The 22,525-nt window shown below is 72.5% G+C and carries 17 protein-coding genes; 12 read left to right on the top strand and 5 right to left on the bottom strand.

Translation table 11 applies throughout. From position 1 onward, the window contains the following. Positions 1-15: 15 nt before the first annotated feature. Positions 16-507: an SAV_6107 family HEPN domain-containing protein gene (locus OG974_RS13960; protein WP_328762486.1), complete on the bottom strand. Its 492-nt coding sequence runs from the start codon at positions 505-507 to the stop codon at positions 16-18. Positions 508-702: 195 nt separating this feature from the next. Here OG974_RS13960 and OG974_RS13955 point away from each other — a divergent pair, with 195 nt between their 5' ends. Genes OG974_RS13955 through OG974_RS13945 form a run of 3 tightly spaced genes read left to right on the top strand, consistent with a single transcriptional unit; the run spans position 703 to position 4,209 of the window. After that, positions 703-1,494: an ATP-binding cassette domain-containing protein gene (locus OG974_RS13955; protein WP_327283013.1), complete on the top strand. Its 792-nt coding sequence runs from the start codon at positions 703-705 to the stop codon at positions 1,492-1,494. Then, positions 1,466-3,553, top strand: a complete 2,088-nt coding sequence (locus OG974_RS13950) for a YhgE/Pip domain-containing protein (protein WP_327283012.1) — start codon at positions 1,466-1,468, stop codon at positions 3,551-3,553. Before OG974_RS13955 ends, OG974_RS13950 begins: the two co-directional genes overlap by 29 nt. Positions 3,554-3,582: 29 nt before the next feature. Further along, positions 3,583-4,209 carry a TetR/AcrR family transcriptional regulator gene (locus tag OG974_RS13945; protein ID WP_327283011.1) on the top strand — a complete coding sequence of 209 codons (627 nt, stop codon included), beginning with the start codon at positions 3,583-3,585 and terminating at the stop codon, positions 4,207-4,209. Positions 4,210-4,642: 433 nt separating this feature from the next. Here the strand turns inward: OG974_RS13945 and OG974_RS13940 are convergent, their stop codons facing one another. The 4 genes from OG974_RS13940 to OG974_RS13925 all read right to left on the bottom strand — a co-directional run bounded on the left by OG974_RS13940 (position 4,643) and on the right by OG974_RS13925 (position 10,145). Further along, a complete protein-coding gene (locus tag OG974_RS13940) occupies positions 4,643-7,087 on the bottom strand; it encodes a transglutaminaseTgpA domain-containing protein (protein ID WP_371646627.1) in 2,445 nt (814 codons plus the stop codon). Then, positions 7,084-8,448: a DUF58 domain-containing protein gene (locus tag OG974_RS13935; RefSeq protein ID WP_328762484.1), complete on the bottom strand. Its 1,365-nt coding sequence runs from the start codon at positions 8,446-8,448 to the stop codon at positions 7,084-7,086. Before OG974_RS13935 ends, OG974_RS13940 begins: the two co-directional genes overlap by 4 nt. Then, positions 8,448-9,458, bottom strand: a complete 1,011-nt coding sequence (locus OG974_RS13930; protein ID WP_327283008.1) for a MoxR family ATPase — start codon at positions 9,456-9,458, stop codon at positions 8,448-8,450. Before OG974_RS13930 ends, OG974_RS13935 begins: the two co-directional genes overlap by 1 nt. A 135-nt stretch (positions 9,459-9,593) precedes the next feature. After that, positions 9,594-10,145, bottom strand: coding sequence for a carbonic anhydrase (locus OG974_RS13925; protein ID WP_327283007.1), 552 nt, complete (start codon positions 10,143-10,145; stop codon positions 9,594-9,596). A 340-nt stretch (positions 10,146-10,485) separates the two neighbouring features. On the opposite strand from OG974_RS13925, the gene rsmH reads away from it, so the two are divergent. From rsmH to murG, 9 genes are all read left to right on the top strand, one after another. Continuing rightward, positions 10,486-11,415 carry a 16S rRNA (cytosine(1402)-N(4))-methyltransferase RsmH gene (rsmH, locus tag OG974_RS13920; protein WP_327283006.1) on the top strand — a complete coding sequence of 310 codons (930 nt, stop codon included), beginning with the start codon at positions 10,486-10,488 and terminating at the stop codon, positions 11,413-11,415. Beyond that, positions 11,412-11,930 (top strand): hypothetical protein, encoded by a 519-nt coding sequence (locus tag OG974_RS13915; protein ID WP_371646625.1) that lies wholly within the window; start codon positions 11,412-11,414, stop codon positions 11,928-11,930. Before rsmH ends, OG974_RS13915 begins: the two co-directional genes overlap by 4 nt. A gap of 201 nt (positions 11,931-12,131) precedes the next feature. Further along, positions 12,132-14,144 (top strand): peptidoglycan D,D-transpeptidase FtsI family protein, encoded by a 2,013-nt coding sequence (locus OG974_RS13910; RefSeq protein WP_371646624.1) that lies wholly within the window; start codon positions 12,132-12,134, stop codon positions 14,142-14,144. 45 nt (positions 14,145-14,189) lie between these two features. Continuing rightward, positions 14,190-15,902, top strand: coding sequence for a UDP-N-acetylmuramoyl-L-alanyl-D-glutamate--2,6-diaminopimelate ligase (locus tag OG974_RS13905; protein ID WP_371646623.1), 1,713 nt, complete (start codon positions 14,190-14,192; stop codon positions 15,900-15,902). After that, the gene (murF, locus tag OG974_RS13900) at positions 15,899-17,317 is read left to right on the top strand and encodes a UDP-N-acetylmuramoyl-tripeptide--D-alanyl-D-alanine ligase (RefSeq protein ID WP_327283002.1); all 1,419 of its coding nucleotides are present in this window, start codon (positions 15,899-15,901) and stop codon (positions 17,315-17,317) included. Before OG974_RS13905 ends, murF begins: the two co-directional genes overlap by 4 nt. Further along, positions 17,314-18,384 carry a phospho-N-acetylmuramoyl-pentapeptide-transferase gene (mraY, locus tag OG974_RS13895; RefSeq protein ID WP_327283001.1) on the top strand — a complete coding sequence of 357 codons (1,071 nt, stop codon included), beginning with the start codon at positions 17,314-17,316 and terminating at the stop codon, positions 18,382-18,384. Before murF ends, mraY begins: the two co-directional genes overlap by 4 nt. Beyond that, the gene (gene murD / locus OG974_RS13890) at positions 18,366-19,925 is read left to right on the top strand and encodes a UDP-N-acetylmuramoyl-L-alanine--D-glutamate ligase (protein WP_327283000.1); all 1,560 of its coding nucleotides are present in this window, start codon (positions 18,366-18,368) and stop codon (positions 19,923-19,925) included. Before mraY ends, murD begins: the two co-directional genes overlap by 19 nt. 79 nt (positions 19,926-20,004) lie before the next feature. Further along, complete coding sequence (gene ftsW, locus OG974_RS13885; protein ID WP_371646622.1) at positions 20,005-21,411, top strand: putative lipid II flippase FtsW; 1,407 nt, start codon at positions 20,005-20,007, stop codon at positions 21,409-21,411. 6 nt (positions 21,412-21,417) lie between these two features. Further along, positions 21,418-22,512 (top strand): undecaprenyldiphospho-muramoylpentapeptide beta-N-acetylglucosaminyltransferase, encoded by a 1,095-nt coding sequence (gene murG / locus OG974_RS13880; protein WP_327282998.1) that lies wholly within the window; start codon positions 21,418-21,420, stop codon positions 22,510-22,512. Positions 22,513-22,525 lie beyond the last annotated feature (13 nt).

Here is a 22,525-nt window from a genome sequence, read left to right as displayed (position 1 = left end):
GTCACCCAGGGCAGCTCAGCCCGCGTCCGCGGGCCGCGGATGATCGGGACGGGGCTGCGGCAGCATCGGCGCCTGCGGCTGGAGGGCGAGCATCCGCTCGACCAGCCGCAGGAACATCTCCACGGCGCGCACCAGATCGTCCGCGTCCCGGACCGTCGCCGCATCCCGTATCCCCGCCTCCGCGCGGGCCCGGCGCTCGGCGCCGGAGGCGAACAGCGCGCTCCACTCCGTCAACTCCGGCGCTATCTCCGGCAGTACCTCCCACGCGCTGCGGATCCGGGGCCGGCGCCGCACGCCGGCCGGCTCGGGCCGCCCGCGCGCGGCGAGCACGGCCGCGGCGGTGCGCAGCGCAGCGAGGTGGGCGGTGGCGTACCGCTCGTTGGGCCGGGTCAGCCGGACGGCCTCGGTGAGGCCGGAGCGGGCCTTGGCGAGCAGATCGAGCGCGGCCGGAGGTGCTGCCGACCTGCGCGGGACGGGGTGGACAGGGGACGGGGACGGTGTGGCCATGACGAACCTCCTGTCGTTGCGTACTGCTGTGTCTGCGTTTGTGCCTGCCCCCATCGTGACGCTCACCACTGACAATCGCCCTGACCTGCTGTTTTGCCCGCTCTGTCCGGTCAACTGCCCCCCTGTGCGCATGTGGTGCTCCTCAAGCTGCTAGTTTTTGAACTGACCGGTCAGTTCAAAAGAAGGGGGGACGGCGTGGACAGCCCGCACGGTGCGGCCGTCAAGGCCGAGGACTTCGGACTCAAGGGCCCGCGCGGCTGGGTGTTCCGCGGGGTGGGCCTCGACGTGCCGCCCGGCTCGCTCATCGCGGTCGAAGGCCCCTCCGGCAGCGGCCGGACCTGCCTCCTCCTGGCCCTCACCGGACGCATGAAGGCGACCGAGGGCCACGCCGAGGTCGCCGGCCACCGGTTGCCGAAGCACATGGCCGCGGTCCGCCGGATCGCCGCCCTCGGCCCGGTCACCGGGGTCAACGAGCTCGACCAGTCCCTCACCGTCGCCGAGCAGCTGCGCGAGGGAGCCCTGCTCCAGCGCCGCTACGAGGGCCCCGTCCGCGTCCTGCTGCGGCCGCGCGCCGAGCGCCGCACCGGCACCGGGGCCCGGATCGAGGCGGCGCTGGCCGCCGCCGGACTGGACCTCGCCGCGCTGCCCAAGGGCCCGCGCACCTCCGTACGGGACCTGGAGCGCCTGGAGGCGGTCCGGCTGTCCGTGGCCATCGCCCTGCTGGGCTCGCCGCGGCTGCTGGCCCTCGACGACCTGGACCTCAAGCTCTCGGAAGCCGAACGCTCCGAGGCCTGGACCCTGCTCCGCTCGATCGCCGACCGCGGGACCACGGTCCTCGCCGTGTGCAGCGACGCGCCGGACGACGCGACGGTCCTGCGCACGGGCGCCACAGCGAAGGCCGGGACCACAGAGAAGACCGAAAAGACCGACAAGACCGAAGACACGAAGGGGGCCGACGATGCGCTCGCCGAAGCTGGCCGCGCTTGAGCTGAAGCGGTTCGGGCGGGGGAAGCTGCCCGTCGCCGCTCTCATCGCGCTGCTCCTGCTGCCGCTGCTGTACGGCGCGCTGTACCTGTGCTCGTTCTGGGACCCGTACAAGAACCTGGACAAGGTGCCCGTCGCCCTCGTCAACGCCGACAAGGGCGCCACCGTCGACGGCAAGCACCTGGACGCCGGCGGCGAGATCGCCAAGAAGCTCCACGACAGCAAGACCTTCGACTGGCGCGAGGTCAGCGCCGCCGAGGCCGCCAAGGGAGTGGAGAAGGGGACGTACTACCTCTCCCTCACCATGCCCGCCGACTTCAGCACGAAGATCACCTCCAGTGCCGGGGACGACCCCACCACCAGCGCCCTGCAGGTCCGTACGAACGACGCGAACAACTACATCGTCGGGTCGATCTCGCGCACCGTCTTCTCCGAGGTCCGCTCCGCGGCGTCCACCAACGCCTCCCGCGGCTTCCTCGACAAGATCTTCGTCTCCTTCTCCGACCTCCACGACAAGACCGCCGAGGCCGCCGACGGAGCCGACCGGCTCAAGGACGGAGCCGGCAAGGCCCAGCAGGGGGCGAAGGAGATCGCCGACGGCCTCGACACGGTCGAGGAGAAGAACGGCGAGATCACCGGCGGGCTGAAGAAGCTCGACTCGGCCGCGGGCAAGCTGGAGACCGGCACGAAGGACATCGCCGACGGCACCCAGCAGGTCGCGGACAAGATCAACGGCACCGCCTCCCAGGTCCGTCCCTACCTCGACAACCCCAAGCAGCTCGCCGACACCGCGCTGCTCGTCGCGGACACCGCCCGGGTCGTCAACAACCACCTCGAAATCTTCAGCAAGAAGGCTCCCGCCGCAGCCAAGGTCAGCAAGCAGGCTGCCGCCCTGGCCGCCGACACGTACACCCGCACCTGCACGGGCGCTGCCGCAAAGCCCTTGCCGGTCACCTGCGCCGACATGAAGAGGCTGAAGGACGTCACCGCCGAAGCCGCCCAGCTCACCGGCGACGTCGACACCCTGGTCAACGACTCCAACGGCGATCTGGCCGACCTGCGCAAGGAGCTCACCGACCTGGAGAAGCAGGCCCGCAAGCTCGCCGCGGGCGCCCCCGCCCTCTCCGGCAAGCTGGACCAGGCCGTCGCCGACGCCAACGCCCTCAACACCGGCGCCCACAAGGTCGCCACCGGCATGGGCCAGCTGCACACCGGCCTCGGCAAGGCCACCGACGGCTCCGAGGCCCTCGGCGACGGCGTCGGCAAGCTCGGCGACGGGGCCCACCGCCTCGACGGCGGCATGTTCAAGCTCGTCGACGGCACCGGCGAGCTCGCCGGCGGCCTGCACGACGGCGTCGGCAAGATCCCGGACTACGACCAGCAGCAGCGCGACACCCGCACCCAGGTGATGGCCGACCCGGTCAAGCTCGCCAACCAGTCCCTGCACAAGGCGCCCAACTACGGCACCGGCTTCGCGCCGTACTTCATCCCCCTCTCCCTCTGGGTCGGCGCGATGGTCGCCTACATGCTCATCGCGCCGCTGAACCGGCGCGCCCTCGCCGTCGGCGCCTCGCCCTGGCGGATCGCCTTCGCCGGCTGGCTGCCCGTGGTGGGCATCGGCGTCCTGCAGGTGCTCGCACTGATGTCCGTGCTGCACTGGGGCCTCGGCCTGGAGATGGAACGCCCGGCCCTCACCATCGGCTTCCTCGCGCTGGCCACCGCCTGCTTCGCGGCGATGGTCCAGTGGCTCAACGCGAAGTTCGGGGCGGCCGGGCGCATCCTGGTCCTCGTCGTGCTGATGCTGCAGCTGACCTCGGCGGGCGGTACGTACCCCGTTCAGACCAGCCCCGCCTTCTTCAACTGGATCCACCCCTACCTGCCGATGACGTACATCGTCGAGGGGCTGCGCCGCCTCATCTCCGGCGGCGACCTCACCCGGGTCTGGGTCGGCTGCGCGGTCCTGGTCGCCTTCACCGCGGGCTCCCTCGCCCTGACCGCGCTCGCCGCCCGCGGCAAGCAGGTGTGGACGATGGACCGGCTGCACCCGGAACTGAGCCTGTAGAGATCGGTTGACCTGTGAGAATCAGCGCCATGGACACCAGCAACACCGGTACCGGCGGCAGCCGCCGGCAGGCGACCCGCCAGAAGCTCTACGAGGCGGCCGTCACGCTCATCGCCGAGCAGGGCTTCTCGGCCACCACGGTCGACGAGATCGCCGAACGGGCGGGCGTCGCGAAGGGCACGGTCTACTACAACTTCGCGAGCAAGAACGAACTCTTCGAGGAACTGCTGCGGCACGGCGTCGGGCTGCTGACGGCCTCGCTGCGCGACGCGGCCGAGGAGACCGAGCGGCGCGGTGGCAGCCGGGTCGAGGCGCTCGACGCGATGATCCGGGCCGGTCTCGTCTTCATCGACCGGTACCCGGCCTTCACCCAGCTGTACGTCGCCGAACTGTGGCGGACCAACCGGGCGTGGCAGTCCACGCTGATGGTGGTCCGGCAGGAGGCGGTCGCCGTCGTGGAGACGGTGCTGCGGGAGGGCGTCGAGCGCGGGGAGCTCAGCGCGGAGATCGACGTGCAGCTGACGGCCGCCGCGATGGTGGGCATGGTGCTGGTGGCCGCGCTCGACTGGCAGTCGTTCCAGAGCGAGAGGTCGCTGGACGACGTGCACTCGGCCCTGTCACTGCTGCTGCGGGGACGGGTCAGCGGGAACCGCTGAGGAGGCCGGTGCCCCCCGATCGGCGGTGCCGTGGTGCGGCGGGACGGCGTAGAACTGGTGGCGCCGCCCGCTCCGCGTGTCGTTCGCCGCGCCGCCTGAGTACGTGTACCTAGGCGCGGAAATGAGTACGGGCGCGGATGGGCCCCCACCTGCGCGGACGCCAGACTGGGGACAACGGACGGGGATCCGGCCCGGACCGCCGACACGGGGCGGCAGGTGCGGGCCGGGCTTCGCCGGACGGGGGAGGGAACGCGGAGCGGCGGGGCTCGGGGGGATCGAGCCTCGCCGCTCCGTGCGTGCACCCGCCTGTACGGGGCGGCCCCCGGGACTCTGCCCCCGGGACTCTGCCCCCCCCGGGACTCTGCCCCCGGGACTTCGTCCGGGGGAGCCCCAGCGCCGCGCATGCCGGCGGGGCCGGCCCCGCCGGCTCGACTCAGCCGCGGTTGCGGAGGGGGAGGCGGGCGCGGGTGCGGGTCAGGACCCCGGCGGCCTTCGCCAGGGGGGCTGCGGCGCGGGCCGTCAGGGCCGCCCAGCGGGCCGCCGCCGCCCAGCGCAGGCGCACCGCCGAACGCGGCAGCAGCAGCGCCCGAAGCCGGGAGCCGCGGCTCAGGGAGCCGAGCAGCGCGCCGCGCACCAGCAGGACGTCCGCCGCCAGGGTCTCGTACGAGACCTCCGCGCCGGGCGGGGCGTACAGTGCCCGCTCCACCGCCCCCGCGACCCGGTGCACCGCATCGGCCGCGTCGAGTTCCAGCCGGCCCAGCACCACCACGCGGCCCGCCGCCCGCCGCGGCGACAGGGCCCCGTCCGGGGCGATGCCCACGTCCCAGGCCGCATCACCCAGCTCCTGCCAGGCCTCCAGTACGCCTCCCGCCGCCAGCCGGCCGTCCCGTACCCGCTTGCGCCACAGCAGCGGCAGCAGCGGGAGGGCCAGCAGGGCCAGGATCGGCAGGGTCCAGCCCAGGACCGCGGTCAGCGACGGGCCACCGCCACCGGAGCCCGCGTCCTGGTGCGGCGCCGAGGCCCCGCACTCGCCCAGCTTCTTCGCCTCCGGCGGGCAGGCGTCCGCCTTCGAGGGCGCCGCCGACGGCTGGGCCGCTCCCGTCGAGGGCAGCGCCGTCGGCGCGGACGGCTGGGGCGCCGGCGCCTCGGGACGCGAGTAGTCCGGAACCGTGATGCCCTGGCGCGGCGTCGGCTCGAACCGGGTCCAGCCCACGCCCTCGAAGTACAGCTCGGGCCAGGCGTGCGCGTCCCGCATCGAGACGTTCACGCTGCCGTCCGACTGCTTCTCGCCGGGCGTGAAGCCCACCGCGACCCGCGCCGGGATCCCGAGGGTGCGCGACATCGCCGCCATCGAGAACGCGAAGTGGATGCAGAATCCCTCCTTGTCCGCGAGGAACCGGGCGATGGCCTGCGGCCCCGTACCCGAGGCGACCTTGGTGTCGTAGCGGAAGCCGCCGTCCTCGGCGAAGTAGTCCTGGAGCTTCACCGCCCGTGCGTAGTCGTCCTTCGCGCCCCTCGTGACCTGGCGGGCCGTGTCGGCTACCACGGGCGGCAGGTTGTCCGGCAGCTTCGTGTACTCGGCCTTGATCGCCGGATCCGGCTGCGGCGCCGCCTGCAGCTCGACGGCCGTCGGCCGCAGCAGCAGACTGCGCACCGTGTACATGGCGCCCTGGACGTTCTGGAACCTGTCCTTGCCCAGCTGGTCCCCGACCAGGGTCCGGCCGGCCGGCTCGAACCGCCACTTGCCCGGGATGTCCACGGACGTCGCCGGGTAAGGCATCGGCAGGTAGCGCTGCGCGTACGTGTCGGCCGCCGAGATGCTCGTCCGCACCTCGGTTCCGGTGGCCCGCACCTGCTCGCTCAGTCCTGGCGGGGTCGGCAGCCGCTCCGGTACGTCGCTCAGGGCCCGCCCGGAAGCCTCCCACTTCACGCCGTTGAACTCATCCAGCGCCAGGATCCGCAGGTACTGCTCGCCGAGCTGCGGGCTGTCCGTGCGGTACTTCAGCACCACCCGGTTGTCCTGTGTGTTCAGGCTGCTCTGGAGGGACACCAGCGGGTTGACCGCCGAGATCGTCCCGCCGATGCCGGTGCCGCCGCCTTCGGCGTCGCCCTGCGCGCCGAGCAGCCCGCCGCTGAGCGAGGGCAGCACCGTGGGCACCGCCAGGGCGATGCCCAGCGCGACGGCGCCGATCCGCCGGCCGGTGCGTACGGGGGCCACGGCCTGGGTCGGGGCCCCGAGGCCGCCGTACCCGGAGGCCTCCGCCGCCCGCCCGCCGGGTGCCGCGCCGAAGACCCGTCCCCACTGGGCGAGCCGGTCGCGGCCCTCGGCCAGCAGCAGCAACAGGTAGCCGCAGCCGGCCAGTACGAAGGAGACCGCGGAGGCCCCGGCGCCGCCGGAGAGCCCCGCGGCGACCGAGTACAGCGCGAGCAGCGGCAGCCCGGCCGCGGCGGCGGTCCGCAGGGTCACCGCCAGCAGGTCCACCAGCAGCCCGATCAGCAGCACCCCGGTGAGCAGCAGCAGCCGGATGCCGTCGGTCAGCGGCGCGGGGGTCGCGAACTCGCCGACGTCCTGGACGCCCCGCTGGAACAGGGCGCCGAAGTCCGTCACGAGGTAGGCCACCGGCCCGGTCCCGGTGGACTCGCCCTTGCCCGCGAACAGGAACACGAGCACCAGCAGCGACACCAGCACCTGTGCGGCCACGGTGAGCGTGCGCCCCAGCGGCACCCGCCGGGCCCCGGCCCCCACCCCGCTCTGCACGGCCAGCAGGGCCGCCGCCTGGAGCAGCCAGCCCGAGGAGTCCACCAGCGAGGCCAGCGACCACGAGGTGAGCAGCGTCGCCAGCATCGCGAAGAGCGTCACGCGCGCTCGCCCGCTCATCCCCAACCTCCGGAAGTACCCGTGCCGAGCGGAGCGTTCCCGGCCTGGCGCCACAGCTCCCCGAACGCCACCCCGGGCGGCGCTGCGAGCGCCGTCCAGCCCGCGTCGCGCAGCCTGCGCACCCGTGCTTCCACCTTCGAGGGCCGTCCGGCCCACAGCGCGGAGTCCAGTACGAAAGCCACCGCGGCCCCGCAGCGGCCGCGCATCTTGGCCGCCAGTTCCGTCTGTACGTCGTCCAGGTCCCCGAAGAAGGCGAGGAGGAGCCCGTCACCGCCGGCTCCGGCGAAGGCCCCGCCGCCGTGGCCGCCGTCGCGCACCGCGTCGTACGCGCGCGAGAGGCCGGCGCCGTCGGAGTGCCCGACGACCGCGAGGGTGTCCATCATCAGCCCGGCGGCCTCCGCGGACTCCTGTCCGCCGGAGGAGAAGCCGCCGCCGTCGCCGGACACCGAGGTCCCGGTGTCCGTCAGCAGCCGCACCGAGAAACCCTGTTCGAGCAGGTGCGCCAGGGCCGAGGCGGCCCCGGAGACCGCCCACTCGAAGGCCGAGTCGGGTCCGGCGCCCTCGAAGGCGGCGCCGCGGGTGTCCAGCAGGACCGTGGCCCTGCTGCGCTGCGGCTGCTCCTCGCGGCGCACCATTAGCTCGCCGTAGCGGGCGGTGGAACGCCAGTGCACCCGGCGCAGGTCGTCGCCGCGCCGGTAGGTCCGGGGGATCACGTCGTCGTCGCCGGCCAGGGCGAGGGAGCGGCGGCTGCCGTCGCCGTAGCCGGAGGTCTCGCCGGTCAGCCGGACCGGGGCCAGTGCCTCGGTGCGCGGGATGACGGTGAGCGTGTCGTAGGTGCTGAACGAGCGGGTCAGCTCGACGAGCCCGAAGGGGTCGGTCAGCCGCAGCTGGAGCGGGCCCAGCGGGTATCGGCCGCGCAGGTCGGAGCGGACCCGGTAGGAGACCTCGCGGCGCCCGCCGGGCTCGACGCGGTCCAGGACGAAACGGGGCCGGGGACCGAGTACGTAAGGGACCCGGTCCTGGAGCATCAGCAGCCCGGTGGGCAGCCGGGAGACGTTCTCCATGCGCAGTTGGACCCGGGCCTCGGATCCGGCGGGCACCCGCATCGGGGTCAGCCGGCGGCTGCCGGAGACCCGGTGGCGGGTGCGGTGCAGGGCGAGGACGCAGACCAGCGGCAGGACGGCGAGCAGCAGCCCGACCCGGAGCAGTTCGCCCTGGCCGAGCACGTACGCGCACAGGGCGGCGGCGACCCCGGCGGCCAGGAAGGACCGGCCGCGGGTGGTCAGCCCCGCGAGCGAGGCGCGCAGCCCGCCGGCGCCCCGGCCCTCGCCGCCGGCGCCGCGCGGGGCACCGGCGCTCATCAGAAGCCCCGGATGCCCGCGCCGGGCGGCATCTCGCCGCGGGCGTGCGCGGCGGGGACGGGGGTGCGCTGGAGGATGTCGTGGACGACCTGCTCGGCGGTGCGCCGGTTGAGCTGGGCCTGCGTGGTGGGCAGCAGCCGGTGGGCGAGGACGGGGGCGGCCAGCGCCTGCACGTCGTCGGGCAGTACGTAGTCCCGGCCGGACAGGGCGGCGGAGGCCTTCACGGCGCGCAGCAGGTGGAGGGTGGCGCGGGGCGAGGCGCCCAGGCGCAGGTCCGGGTGGCTGCGGGTGGCCGAGACCAGGTCGACGACGTAGCGGCGGACGGGCTCGGCGACGTACACCTCGCGGACGGCCTCTATGAGCTTGACGACGTCGTGGGCGTGCGCGACGGCCTGGAGGTCGTCGAGCGGGGAGACCCCGCCGTGCACGTCGAGCATCTGGAGCTCGGCGTCGGGGCTCGGGTAGCCGACGGACACGCGGGCCATGAAGCGGTCGCGCTGGGCCTCGGGGAGGGGGTACGTGCCCTCCATCTCCACCGGGTTCTGGGTGGCCACCACCATGAACGGGCTGGGCAGCGTGTAGGTCGTGCCGTCGATGGTGACCTGGCGCTCCTCCATCGACTCCAGCAGCGCGGACTGGGTCTTGGGCGAGGCGCGGTTGATCTCGTCGCCGATGACGATCTGCGCGAAGATCGCGCCCGGCTTGAACTCGAACTCGCGGCGCTGCTGGTCGTAGATGCTGACACCGGTGATGTCGGAGGGCAGCAGGTCCGGCGTGAACTGGATGCGCTGCACCGAGCAGTCGATGGACTTCGCCAGCGTCTTGGCGAGCATCGTCTTGCCGACGCCGGGGACGTCCTCGATCAGCAGGTGCCCTTCGGCGAGCAGCACGGTCAGCGCGATGCGTACGACCTCGGGCTTGCCCTCGATCACGCTCTCGATCGAGCGGCGCACCCGCTCGGCCGTGCTCGTCAGATCCGCGAGGCTCGCTCGGTCGTCATACGTCGTCACCTGGTTCTCCTCGGCCCTTTCCGCAGGGCCGACGCCCTCAGCGCACTCCGGCCCACCCCGACACGGACGCCGGCCCGGACGGTTTTCCGGGCGGCGTCTTCCCGCATTCTTGACGGCGTTGTGGCCTTGTGTCACTCACGAGGCGGGATCGATCTCCCGCAGGAGTCCGGTGTGCACGTCGAAGACGAAGCCTCGCACATCGTCGCGGTGGGGCAGGAAGGGGTTCGTCCGGACCCGCTGCATGGACTGGCGGACGTCCTGGTCCACGTCACGGAAGGCCTCGACGGCCCAGGCGGGGCGCTGCCCGACCTCGTCCTCCAGCTCGTGCCGGAAGTCCTCGGTCAGGCTTTCGAGGCCACAGCCGGTGTGGTGGATCAGTATGACCGCGCGGGTGCCCAGGGCGCGCTGGCTGATGGTGAGCGACCGGATGGTGTCGTCGGTGACGACGCCGCCCGCGTTGCGGATGGTGTGGCAGTCACCCAGTTCGAGGCCGAGGGCCTTGTGCAGGTCGAGGCGGGCGTCCATGCAGGCCACCACGGCTACGTGCAGGACCGGGCGGGCGTCCATACCGGGATCCTCGAACTGAGCGGCGTACCGTCCGTTCGCTGCCACCAGCCGGTCCGTGACCGAGTCGCCGCCGGCTGCCTGGGTGGTGGACTCTGCGGGCAGGGATGCGGAAGTCGTCATGCCTACGACGTTAGTGGTCACCGCTGGTAAAGGCATGGAGAGAGGGTGGACAAAGAACGTCAACCGTCCTTGTTGTGAGTTAACCCACAGGGGTGGGGTGGCGGCGCCGTTCGGGTGATAAGCGGCTTTTGCGAGTTCCGTACGAGAGGGGTGCACGGCGCGCGGGGCGGTTCGTTGACCGCGGCGACCGTTGCACTAAAGTGACGCGAACCGGCCGGAGCCCGGCCCTGACCGGCCGCCCGGCCCCCTGGTAACACTCCGCGTGCGCGGCGCGGCGTATGCCTGCCGCGCCGTTATCTGAGAGGGCGCTTTGACTAGCGAGTCCCGACATGTCCCGGTGATGCTCCAGCGGTGCCTGGACCTGTTGGCCCCGGCGCTGGAGAGGCCCGGGGCCGTCGTCGTCGACTGCACCCTCGGCCTCGGCGGCCACAGCGAGGCCCTGCTCACCCGGTTCCCCGAGGCCCACCTCATCGGCCTCGACCGCGACAAGGAGGCCCTGCGGCTCTCCGGCGAGCGGCTCGCGCCCTTCGGCGACCGCGCCACCCTCGTCCACGCCGTCTACGACGAGCTGCCCGAGGTACTGGACCGGCTCGGCATCCCCACCGTCCAGGGCGTCCTGTTCGACCTCGGCGTCTCCTCCATGCAGCTCGACGAGGCCGACCGCGGGTTCGCGTACGCGCAGGACGCGCCGCTGGACATGCGGATGGACCAGACGACCGGGATGAGCGCCGCCGAGGTTCTCAACACCTACCCGCCGGGCGAGCTCGTACGGATCCTGCGCCAGTACGGCGAGGAGAAGCAGGCCAAGCGGATCGTGTCGGCGATCGTCCGCGAGCGGGACAAGGAGCCGTTCACGAACAGTGCACGGCTGGTCGACCTGATCCGCGACGCGCTGCCGCAGGCGGCCAAGCGGACGGGCGGCAACCCGGCCAAGCGGACCTTCCAGGCGCTGCGCATCGAGGTCAACGGCGAACTGTCGGTCCTGGAGCGGGCCGTCCCGGCCGCGGTGGAGCGGATCGCGGTGGGCGGCCGGATCGCGGTGCTCTCGTACCACTCGCTGGAGGACCGGCTCGTCAAGCAGGTCTTCGCGGCGGGCGCGACCTCCACGGCCCCGCCCGGGCTGCCCGTGGTACCGGAGAAGTACCAGCCCAAGCTGAAGCTGCTCACCCGTGGCGCGGAGCTGCCCACGGAGGAGGAGATCGCCGAGAACCGGCGGGCCGCCCCGGCCCGCTTCCGCGGCGTCGAGCGCATCCGGGAGGCGCGGCTGTGAGCAAGGCCGGGGGACTGGGGCGGCTGCGCGGCGGCCCCTCGGGGCAGGCGGCGCGGACCCCGTTCGTCCTGCTGGTGGTGGCGCTGCTGGCCGGTGGCCTGATCAGCCTGCTGCTGCTGAACTCGGCACTCAACCAGGGCTCCTTCCAGCTGAGCAAGCTGAAGAAGGAGACCACCGCACTCACGGACGAAGAACAGGCGCTGCAGCGGGACGTCGACGGCTACTCGGCGCCGGACGCGCTGCAGCGGCGGGCCCACGAGCTGGGCATGGTCCCCGGCGGCAGCCCGGTCTTCATCGGGCCCGACGGCAAGGTCACCGGGACCGCGGCGCCGGCTGAGGCCCCCGCGCCACCGCCGGCGGCGACCCCGAACCAGCCCGCCCCCGGCGCGGCTCCCGGCTCCACCCCCGCCGGGACCCCGGGGCCCGCCCCCGGCGCCACCCCGGCCGGTACGCCCCCGAGCGCGCAGCCCGTGCCGGGGGGAGCTCCTCAGCCCAACCCGACCCCCGGAAGGTGACGCCGTGACGCGGACAGCTGCTGCGGGACGCTGCACCGGATTGCCCGCCCCCGCCCCCGCCAGGCCCGGCGGCCAGCCGCTGCGCGGGGCTTTCCCCTCCCCACCCCCCTCCCGTTCCCCGGGCTCGGTCCGGCCCACCGGCGGCAGGGCGCACGCGGACGCGTCGACGGGCCCGGGCGTGCCGGGGCCGGGCGCCGGGTCGTGCGGGGTGGCGGCGTGAAGGGGCAGGACGTGCGGCGCCGGGTGCCCGGACCCGGGCGTGTGCGGCCCGGGGGCGCCGATCGGGCCCGCGTCAACTCCCGGCCCGCAACGCGCAGACCCGTCCCGGCCAGGACATCGCACACCATCCGCCTCGGCAGCCCCAAGCCCCGGCTGCGCCTCGTCAGCGTCGGGCTGACCCTCGTCATGGTGGCCTTCGTCGTGCGACTGCTCCAGGTGCAGGCCTTCGACGCCTCCGCGTACTCCGCCAAGGCCTCCGAGAACCGCTTCGCCAGCTACACCCTGGCCGCCGAGCGCGGTGAGATCACCGACCGCAAGGGCGTGGCCCTCGCCGCCAGCGTCGACGCGTACGACATCACCGCCGACCCGAAGATGTTCACCCCGCAGGACAGCAAGGCTCCGGACGCCCCCGAGCAGGCCGCCGCCCTGCTCGGGCCGATCCTCGGCAAGGACGCCAAGGAGCTCACGGCCCGCCTCAAGACCAAGAACACCCGCTACGTCGTCCTGGCCCGCCGCCAGACCCCGCAGGTCTGGAACCAGATCAAGGACCTCAAGCGGGTCTTCGCCGACAAGGCTGCCGCCGACAAGAAGAACAACGGCCCCGGCGCCAACGTCCTCGCCGGCGTGTTCAACGAGGACAGCAGCAAGCGCGTGTACCCCAACGGGGACCTGGCCGCCGGGATACTGGGCTACGTCAACGCCGAGGGCAAGGGCGCCGGCGGGCTGGAGTCCTCCCTCGACAAGAAGCTGGCCGGCAAGGACGGGGCGATCACGTACGCCCAGTCCGGCGGCCGCCGCGTGCCCACCGCCGGGTCCAGCGAGAAGCCCGCCGTGCCCGGCGAGGACATCGAGCTGACGATCGACCGCGACATCCAGTGGGCGGCGCAGAGCGCCATCACCGAGCAGGTCGCCAAGTCCGAGGCCGACCGCGGCTACGTCGTCGTCCAGGACACCCGCACGGGCGAGGTGCTGGCCATGGCCAACGCCCCCGGCTTCGACCCCAACGACCTGTCGAAGGCCAGCTCCGCCGCCATGGGCAACGCGGCCCTCCAGGACGTGTACGAGCCCGGCTCCACCGCCAAGGTGATGTCGATGGCCGCCGTACTGGAGGAGAAGAAGGCCACGCCCGAAACGCACGTCGAGGTGCCCAACCGGCTGCACCGCGGCGACCGGCTGTTCAAGGACGACATCGACCACCCGACCTGGTACCTGACCCTCAACGGGGTCCTCGCCAAGTCCTCCAACATCGGCACGATCCTGGCCACCGGCCAGCTCGGCGCCACCCAGCCCGAGGCCAACCGGGTCCTCTACTCGTACCTGAACAAGTTCGGCATCGGGCAGCCCACCGGCCTGAACTACCCGGGCGAGTCCCGGGGCATCCTCGCCCGGCCCGAGGCCTGGTCCACCTCCCAGCAGTACACGATCCCTTTCGGCCAGGGCCTGTCCCTCAACGCCATGCAGGCGGCCTCCGTGTACTCGACGATCGCCAACGGCGGAGTCCGGATCACACCCACCCTGGTCCGCGGCACCAAGGGCCCCGACGGCCGCTTCACCCCGGCCCCGGCACCCGAGCAGAACCGTGTGATCAGCCCGGAGACCGCCAAGGCCCTGTCCGAGATGCTGGAGTCGGTCGTCGACGACCAGGAGGGCACCGGCACCAAGGCCCGCATCCCCGGCTACCGGGTCGGCGGCAAGACCGGCACCTCCAACCGGGTGGATCCGGCCACCGGGCGCTACAAGGGCTACACCGCCTCCTTCGCCGGGTTCGCGCCCGCCGACAACCCGCGGATCACCGTGTACTGCGCCATCCAGAATCCCACCAAGGGCAACTACTTCGGCGGCCAGATCTGCGGCCCGATCTACAAGAAGGTCATGGAGTTCGCCCTCAAGACCCTCCAGGTCGCCCCGACCGGAACCGCCCCCGCCGGGCTCCCGGTCACCTTCGACGCCGGCCCCCCGCCCGCATCCCAGCCCAGCCGGCAGCCCGGCCAGTGACCCGGCGGGCCCGCCGGCCCGCCAGAAATCCGTGAGGCACCATCAGTGACAACGATCACCCCGAAACCCGGGAACCCGTCGGCCGCCGCCAGCGCGGCCGGGCCCTCACTTCGCGAGCGGCCCGCCGCGCCCGGTACGCTCACCGCCGTGCCCCACGCTGATCAGCCCAGAACCGCCCAGGAAGACGCCCCGGCAACGCCGCCGGGAGCGCCCCGGCCCGTGACCGCCCGCCCGACCCCTCTGGGCGAGCTGGCCACCCTGCTGGGCATCGAAGCCCCCGGCGCAGGCGCCGGCGCCGCGCAGCAGATCACCGGGATCACGCACGACTCCCGTGTGGTGCGCCCCGGCGACCTGTACGCGGCCCTGCCCGGCGCGAAGCTGCACGGCGCCGACTTCGCGGCCCAGGCGGCCGCACTCGGCGCCGCGGCCGTGCTGAGCGACCCGGCGGGCGCGGAGCGTGCGTCCGCGACCGGGCTGCCGGTCCTCGCCGTCGCCGACCCGCGCGCCCGCATGGGTGAGCTCGCCGCAACGATCTACGGCCGTCCCGGTGAAGACCTGCTCCAGATCGGCATCACCGGCACCTCCGGCAAGACCACCACGGCGTACCTCGTCGAGGGCGGCCTGCGCGGGGCCGGGCGCAGCACCGGCCTGGTCGGGACCGTCGAGATGCGCATCGGCGACGAGCGCATCAAGTCGGAGCGCACCACCCCCGAGGCCACCGACCTCCAGGCCCTGTTCGCGGTCATGCGCGAACGCGGGGTCGAGGCCGTCGCCATGGAGGTCTCCAGCCACGCCCTGGTGCTCGGCCGGGTCGACGGATGCGTCTTCGACGTCGCCGTCTTCAACAACCTGAGCCCGGAGCACATGGAGTTCCACTCCGACATGGAGGACTACTTCCAGGCCAAGGCGCAGCTCTTCACCGAGCGCCGCGCCCGCCTCGGGGTGGTCAACGTCGACGACGAGTACGGCCGTCGGCTCGCCAAGGAGGCGACCATCCCGGTGGTCACCTTCTCCGCCGCCGGAGACCCGGCCGCCGACTGGCGCGCCGAGGACGTCGTGCACGGGCACATGGACTCCACGCTGACCCTGCTGGGCCCGGACGGGCAGCGCGTACGGGCCACGGCCCCGCTGCCCGGCCCGTTCAACGTCGCCAACACCGTCGCCGCGGTCGTCACGCTCGCCGCCGCCGGCCTCGACCCGCAGACCGCCGCCGACGGCGTCGCCGCGGTCCCCGGGGTGCCCGGCCGGCTGGAGCGGGTGGACGCGGGCCAGCCGTACCTCGCCGTCGTCGACTACGCGCACAAGACGGACGCCGTCGTGTCGGTGCTGCGCGCGCTGCGCGAGGTCACCACCGGCAAGCTGCACATCGTGCTCGGCTGCGGCGGCGACCGGGACACCACCAAGCGGGCCCCGATGGGCGCCGCGGCCGCCCGGTTCGCCGACACCGCCGTGCTGACCTCCGACAATCCGCGCTCCGAGGACCCCCTCGCGATCCTCGCCGCGATGTTCGAAGGCGCCGTCTCCGTCCCCGCCGAGGAGCGCGGCACGGTCCTCGTCGACGCCGACCGGGCCGCGGCGATCGCCGCGGTCATCGCGCGCGCCGAGCCCGGCGACACCGTGCTCGTGGCGGGCAAGGGCCACGAGCAGGGCCAGGAGACCGCAGGCGTCGTACGGCCCTTCGACGACCGCGCGGTGCTCCGCGCCGCGATCGAGAACCATGCGCAATTCGACGTCCGACAGGCCGAGGTGAACCAGTGATCGCCCTTTCCCTCGCCGAGATCGCCGACATCACCGGCGGCCAGCTCCACGACATACCGGATCCGTCCGCGCGGGTCACCGGTCCCGTCGTCTTCGACTCCCGCGAGGTGGAGGCCGGCAGTCTGTTCGCCGCCTTCGTCGGCGAACGGGTCGACGGCCACGACTACGCCGAACGGGCCGTCGCCGCCGGGGCCACCGCGGTCCTCGCGACCCGGCCCGTCGGCGTGCCCGCGGTCGTCGTCCCCGACGTCGTCGCCGCCCTCGGAGCCCTGGCCGGCGCCGTCGTGGCACGGATCGGCACCGACGTGGTCGCCCTGACCGGCTCGGCCGGCAAGACCTCCACCAAGGACCTGATCGCCCAGGTCCTCCAGCACCACGCGCCGACCGTGTGGACGCCCGGGAACCTCAACAACGAGATCGGCCTGCCGATCACGACGCTGCGGGCCACCGAGGAAACCCGGCACCTGGTCCTGGAGATGGGGGCCCGGGGCATCGGCCACATCCGCTACCTCACCGGGCTCACCCCGCCGCGCATCGGCCTGGTGCTGAACGTCGGCACCGCCCACATCGGGGAGTTCGGCGGCCGCGAGGCCATCGCGCAGGCCAAGGGGGAGCTGGTCGAGGCCCTGCCGGCCGAGTCCGAGGGCGGTGTCGCCGTCCTCAACGCCGACGACCTCCTCGTCCGCGCGATGTCCTCCCGCACCAAGGCCCGCACGGTGCTGTTCGGCGAGGCCGAGGACGCCGACGTCCGCGCCACCGAAGTCCGCATGACGCCTCGGGGATGCCCTTCCTTCACACTGCACACACCCACCGGGTGCAGTGATGTGACCTTGCGGCTGTACGGTGAGCACCACGTGTCGAACGCGCTTGCCGCGGCCGCCGTCGCCCATGTGCTGGGCATGTCCGTCGAGGAGATCGCCACCGCGCTCTCCGGTGCCGGCACGCTCTCGCGCTGGCGGATGGAGGTCACCGAGCGGGCCGACGGCGTGACGGTCGTCAACGACGCCTACAACGCGAACCCCGAGTCCATGCGGGCCGCACTGCGCGCACTTGCCGCCATGGGGGGCGCAGCGCAGGCGACGGGGGGTCGCACGTGGGCGGTGCTCGGTCCGATGGCCGAGCTCGGTGACGACTCGCTCGCCGAGCACGACGCGGTCGGACGGCTTGTCGTCCGGCTCAACGTGAGCAAGCTCGTCGCAGTCGGGGGCAGGGAAGCGTCCTGGTTGCAACTGGGCGCATATAACGAGGGTTCGTGGGGTGAGGAGTCGGTGCTCGTGTCCGACACGCAGGCGGCGATCGACCTGTTGCACGGTGAACTGAGGCCGGGGGACGTCGTGCTGGTGAAGGCGTCCAGGTCGGCCGGTCTGGAGCGGGTCGCGCAGGCGCTGCTCGATGGCGAGGTCGCCGACCGATGAGGCAGATCCTGTTCGCCGGTGTCATCGGCATGTTCCTGACCGTGATCGGCACCCCGCTGCTGATCAAGCTGTTGGCCCGGAAGGGCTACGGCCAGTTCATCCGCGACGACGGCCCGCGCGGCCACGCCGGGAAGAAGGGCACGCCCACCATGGGCGGCATCTCCTTCATCATGGCGACGATCATCGCGTACGCCCTGACGAAGGTGATCACGGGCAGCCAGCCCACGTTCTCCGGCGTGCTGGTGCTCTTCCTGATGTCCGGCATGGGCCTCGTCGGCTACCTCGACGACTACATCAAGATCGTCAAGCGCCGCTCGCTCGGCCTGCGGGCCAAGGCCAAGATGGCCGGCCAGCTGATCGTGGGCATCGCCTTCGCGGTGCTCGCGCTGCAGTTCAAGGACGCCCGCGGCAACGCCCCGGCCTCCACCAAGCTGTCGTTCGTCACGGACTTCGGCTGGTCGATCGGCCCGGTGCTGTTCGTGGTCTGGGCGCTGTTCATGATCCTGGCGATGTCGAACGGCGTGAACCTGACGGACGGTCTGGACGGTCTGGCCACCGGCGCCGCGGTGATGGTCTTCGGTGCCTACACGTTCATCGGCGTCTGGCAGTTCCAGGAGTCGTGCGCCAACGCGCAGACCCTGACGAACCCCAACGCGTGCTTCGAGGTACGAGATCCGCTGGACCTCGCGATCGTCGCCTCCGCGCTGATGGGCGCCTGCTTCGGCTTCCTGTGGTGGAACACTTCGCCCGCCAAGATCTTCATGGGTGACACCGGCTCGCTGGCCCTCGGCGGCGCGCTCGCCGGCCTTGCGATCTGTTCCCGCACGGAGTTCCTGATCGCCCTCCTCGGCGGCCTCTTCGTCCTCATCACCATGTCGGTCGTCATCCAGGTCGGCTCCTTCAAGCTCACCGGGAAGCGCGTCTTCCGGATGGCCCCGCTGCAGCACCACTTCGAGCTGAAGGGGTGGTCCGAGGTCCTGGTGGTGGTCCGGTTCTGGATCATCCAGGGCATGTGCGTGATCGTGGGTCTCGGACTCTTCTACGCGGGATGGGCAGCGGACAAGTGAGCACCACCGACCTGGCCGGCCTGCTCGGCCCCGATCCCTTGGGCCGGTTCGGTCTGCCGGGCCGGATCACCGTGGCCGGCCTCGGCATCAGCGGCATCAGCGCCGCCCGGGCGCTGGCCGGACTCGGTGCGACGGTGACCGTCGTCGACAACGGCGACGGCGACGCGCACCGCGCGAAGGCCGCCGAACTCGCGGAGCTGGGCATCGAGGTCCGGCTGGGACACCTGCCCGACGGCGCCCGCGCCGGGGAAGCCCTGCCCGAGGGCACCGAACTGGTCGTCACCTCGCCCGGCTGGCAGCCCGAGAGCCCGCTCTTCCTGGCCGCCGCCGAGGCGGGCGTCGACGTCGTCGGCGACGTCGAGATCGCCTGGCGGCTGCGCGGGGCGGGCGTGGAACTCCGCGCCGCCCGCCGGGCCGCCGCGGCGGAGACGGACGCCGAGCGGGCCACGGCCGCGCCGGCGGAGTGGCTGGCGATCACCGGCACCAACGGCAAGACCACCACCACGCAGATGCTCGCGTCGATCCTGAAGGCCGCGGGCCTGAAGACCGCGGCCGTCGGCAACATCGGCACCCCGATCATCGACGTGGTGCTCGGCGAGGAGCAGTACGACGTACTCGCCGTCGAACTCTCCAGCTACCAGCTTCACTGGGCGCCCTCGCTGCGCGCCCACTCGGCGGCCGTGCTCAACCTGGCCCCGGACCACCTCGACTGGCACGGCTCGATGGAGGCGTACGCCGCCGACAAGGGCCGGATCTACGAGGGCAACACCGTCGCCTGCGTCTACAACGTCGCCGACCCGGCCACCGAGGCCCTGGTCGTCGAGGCGGACGTCGAGGAGGGCTGCCGGGCGATCGGCTTCACCCTCGGCGCCCCCGGTCCCTCCATGCTCGGCGTCGTCGACGGCATCCTCGTCGACCGCGCGTTCGTGGAGAACCGGCAGAAGAACGCCCAGGAGCTCGCCGAGGTCAAGGACGTCAACCCGCCGGCCCCGCACAACATCGCCAACGCGCTCGCCGCGGCGGCCCTGGCCCGCGCCTTCGGCGTCACGCCGCGCGCGGTCCGCGACGGGCTGCGCGACTTCCGCCCCGACGCGCACCGCGTCGCGTTCGTGGACGAGGTCGCGGGAGTCACGTACATCGACGACTCCAAGGCCACCAACACGCACGCCGCCGAGGCCTCCCTGGCGGCCTTCGAGCCCGTCGTGTGGATCGCCGGCGGCCTCGCCAAGGGCGCGACCTTCGACGAGCTCGTCCAGAGGTCCGTGAAGCAGCTGCGCGCCGTCGTGCTGATCGGCGCCGACCGGGCGCTGATCGCCGAGGCGCTGGCGCGACACGCCCCCGAGGTCCCGGTCGTCGACCTCGACCGGACCGACACTGGGGCGATGCTCGCAGCGGTCCGGGAAGCGGCCCGGCTCGCAGAGCCCGGCGACACGGTTCTGCTGGCCCCGGCCTGTGCCTCGATGGACATGTTCGCGAACTACAACAAGCGCGGGGACGCATTCGCGGACGCGGTGCGCGAACTGGCTGCCGAGAGCGCGTAGGTCCGGCCGGTCCGTTCCAGGCCGGCGAGTCCTCCCCGACCGGCTGCTCGTCCCGTACGAGTGGAGGGGAAGGTCACACATGCCGGCCAAGCAAGTGCTGCCGGGGCGGCGGCCGTCCGCCGCGAAGGCCGCGGCGTCGGCCAAAGGTGCCAAGTCCGGCAGGACGGTCAAGGCGCAGGGCCGCAGGCGTCCGGCGGGGAGCACGAAGCGGCCCGCCGGAGGCGGGCCGCTGGAGCGGTTCCGGCGTACGCAGCGGCAGTTGCGCAAGGCCTGGGACCGGCCCCTCACCGCCTATTACCTGATTTTCGGCAGCTCCCTGCTCATCACCGTGCTCGGCCTGGTGATGGTCTACTCGGCCTCCATGATCAAGGCGCTCCAGCTGGGCCTGGGGGACGCGTACTTCTTCAAGAAGCAGTTCCTGGCCGCGCTGATCGGCACCGGGCTGCTGCTGGCCGCCTCCCGGATGCCGGTCAAACTGCACCGGGCGCTGTCGTATCCCGTGCTCGCGGGAACCCTGTTCCTCATGGTCCTGGTCCAGGTGCCCGGGATAGGGGTGGCGATCAACGGCAACCAGAATTGGATCCCCCTTGGCGGTCCGTTCATGCTCCAGCCCAGTGAGTTCGGCAAGCTGGCACTGATCCTGTGGGGCGCCGACCTGCTCGCGCGCAAGGGCGACAAGGAGCTGCTGAGCCAGTGGAAGCACCTGTTGGTGCCGCTGGTCCCGGTGGCGTTCCTGCTGCTCGGGCTGATCATGCTGGGCGGGGACATGGGCACCGCGATGATCCTCGGGGCCATCCTGTTCGGCCTGCTGTGGCTGGCCGGAGCCCCGACGCGGTTGTTCGTGGCGGTGCTGACCTTCGCGGGTGTGATCGTCGCACTGCTGATCAAGACCAGTCCGCACCGGATGGACCGGCTCGCCTGCATCGGCGCGACGGATCCCGGCCGGGGCGACCTGTGCTGGCAGGCCGTGCACGGGATCTACGCCCTCGCCTCCGGCGGATGGTTCGGTTCTGGTTTGGGTGCCAGTGTGGAAAAATGGGGGCAACTGCCCGAAGCCCATACCGACTTCATCTTTGCCATCACCGGGGAGGAACTGGGACTGGCAGGGACGCTGTCGGTACTCGCCCTGTTCGCGGCTCTAGGCTATGCGGGTATCCGCGTGGCCGGACGCACGGAGGATTCCTTCGTACGGTATGCCGCGGGAGGCGTGACCACCTGGATCACGGCCCAGGCCGTGATCAACATCGGTGCGGTGCTCGGTCTACTGCCGATCGCCGGAGTCCCGCTCCCGCTGTTCTCGTACGGAGGGTCCGCGCTGCTGCCGACGATGTTCGCGGTCGGACTGCTCATCGCGTTCGCGCGGGAGGAGCCGGCGGCGCGCGCGGCGCTCGCGATGCGCCAGCCGAAGACCGGCTGGAAGCGGACCGGGCAGAGATGGAAGTCGATGAGACGGAGCGTCAAGAGGCGTCCGTCCGGAGAGCGGTGAATTTCGGTGCATGTCGTACTCGCCGGTGGGGGGACCGCCGGCCACATCGAGCCGGCGCTCGCCCTCGCGGACGCCCTGCGCAGGCAGGACCCTTCCGTGGGCATCACCGCCCTCGGCACGGAGCGCGGGCTCGAAACCCGTCTCGTGCCCGAGCGCGGCTATGAGCTGGGGCTGATCCCCGCCGTCCCGCTGCCCCGCAAGCCCACCCCCGAGCTGATCACCGTCCCCGGACGGCTGCGCGGCACGATCAAGGCCGCAGAGGAGATCCTGGAGCGCACCAAGGCCGACTGCGTCGTCGGCTTCGGCGGCTACGTGGCCCTGCCCGGCTACCTCGCCGCCAAGCGGCTCGGCGTGCCGATCATCGTCCACGAGGCCAACGCTCGGCCGGGACTGGCCAACAAGATCGGCTCCCGCTACGCGCACGCCGTCGCGGTCTCCACCCCCGACAGCAAGCTCCGCGGTGCCCGCTACGTGGGCATCCCGCTGCGCCGCAGCATTTCCACCCTGGACCGGGCTGCGGTCCGCCCGGAAGCGCGCGCCGCCTTCGGCCTGGACCCGAACCTGCCGACCCTGTTGGTCTCCGGCGGCTCGCAGGGCGCCCGCCGCCTCAACGAGACCATCCAGCAGGTCGCTCCGACCCTCCAGCGCTCCGGGATCCAGATCCTGCACGCGGTCGGCCCGAAGAACGAACTGCCGCGTGTCGACAACATGCCCGGGATGCCGCCGTATGTGCCGGTACCGTACGTGGACCGGATGGATCTCGCGTACGCCGCCGCCGACATGATGCTGTGCCGCGCGGGCGCGATGACCGTCGCCGAACTCTCCGCCGTCGGGCTGCCGGCCGCGTACGTCCCGCTGCCGATCGGCAACGGCGAACAGCGGCTCAACGCCCAGCCGGTGGTCAAGGCCGGCGGCGGCCTGCTCGTCGACGACGCGGAGCTGACGCCCGACTGGGTGCTCAGCCAGGTCCTGCCGGTGCTCGCCGACCCGCACCGCCTGTACGAGATGTCCCGCGCCGCCGCCGAGTTCGGCCGTCGGGACGCCGACGAGCTGCTGGTCGCGATGGTGTACGAGGCGATCGCCGCCCACAGGAACCGCTAGCGCAGGAGGCACA

This window comes from Streptomyces sp. NBC_00597 (genome assembly GCF_041431095.1).
In the GTDB taxonomy this organism is placed as follows: Bacteria; Actinomycetota; Actinomycetes; order Streptomycetales; family Streptomycetaceae; genus Streptomyces.
The sequence above is the reverse complement of the archived record's forward strand: the minus strand, read 5'-3'. Positions and strand labels throughout refer to the sequence as shown.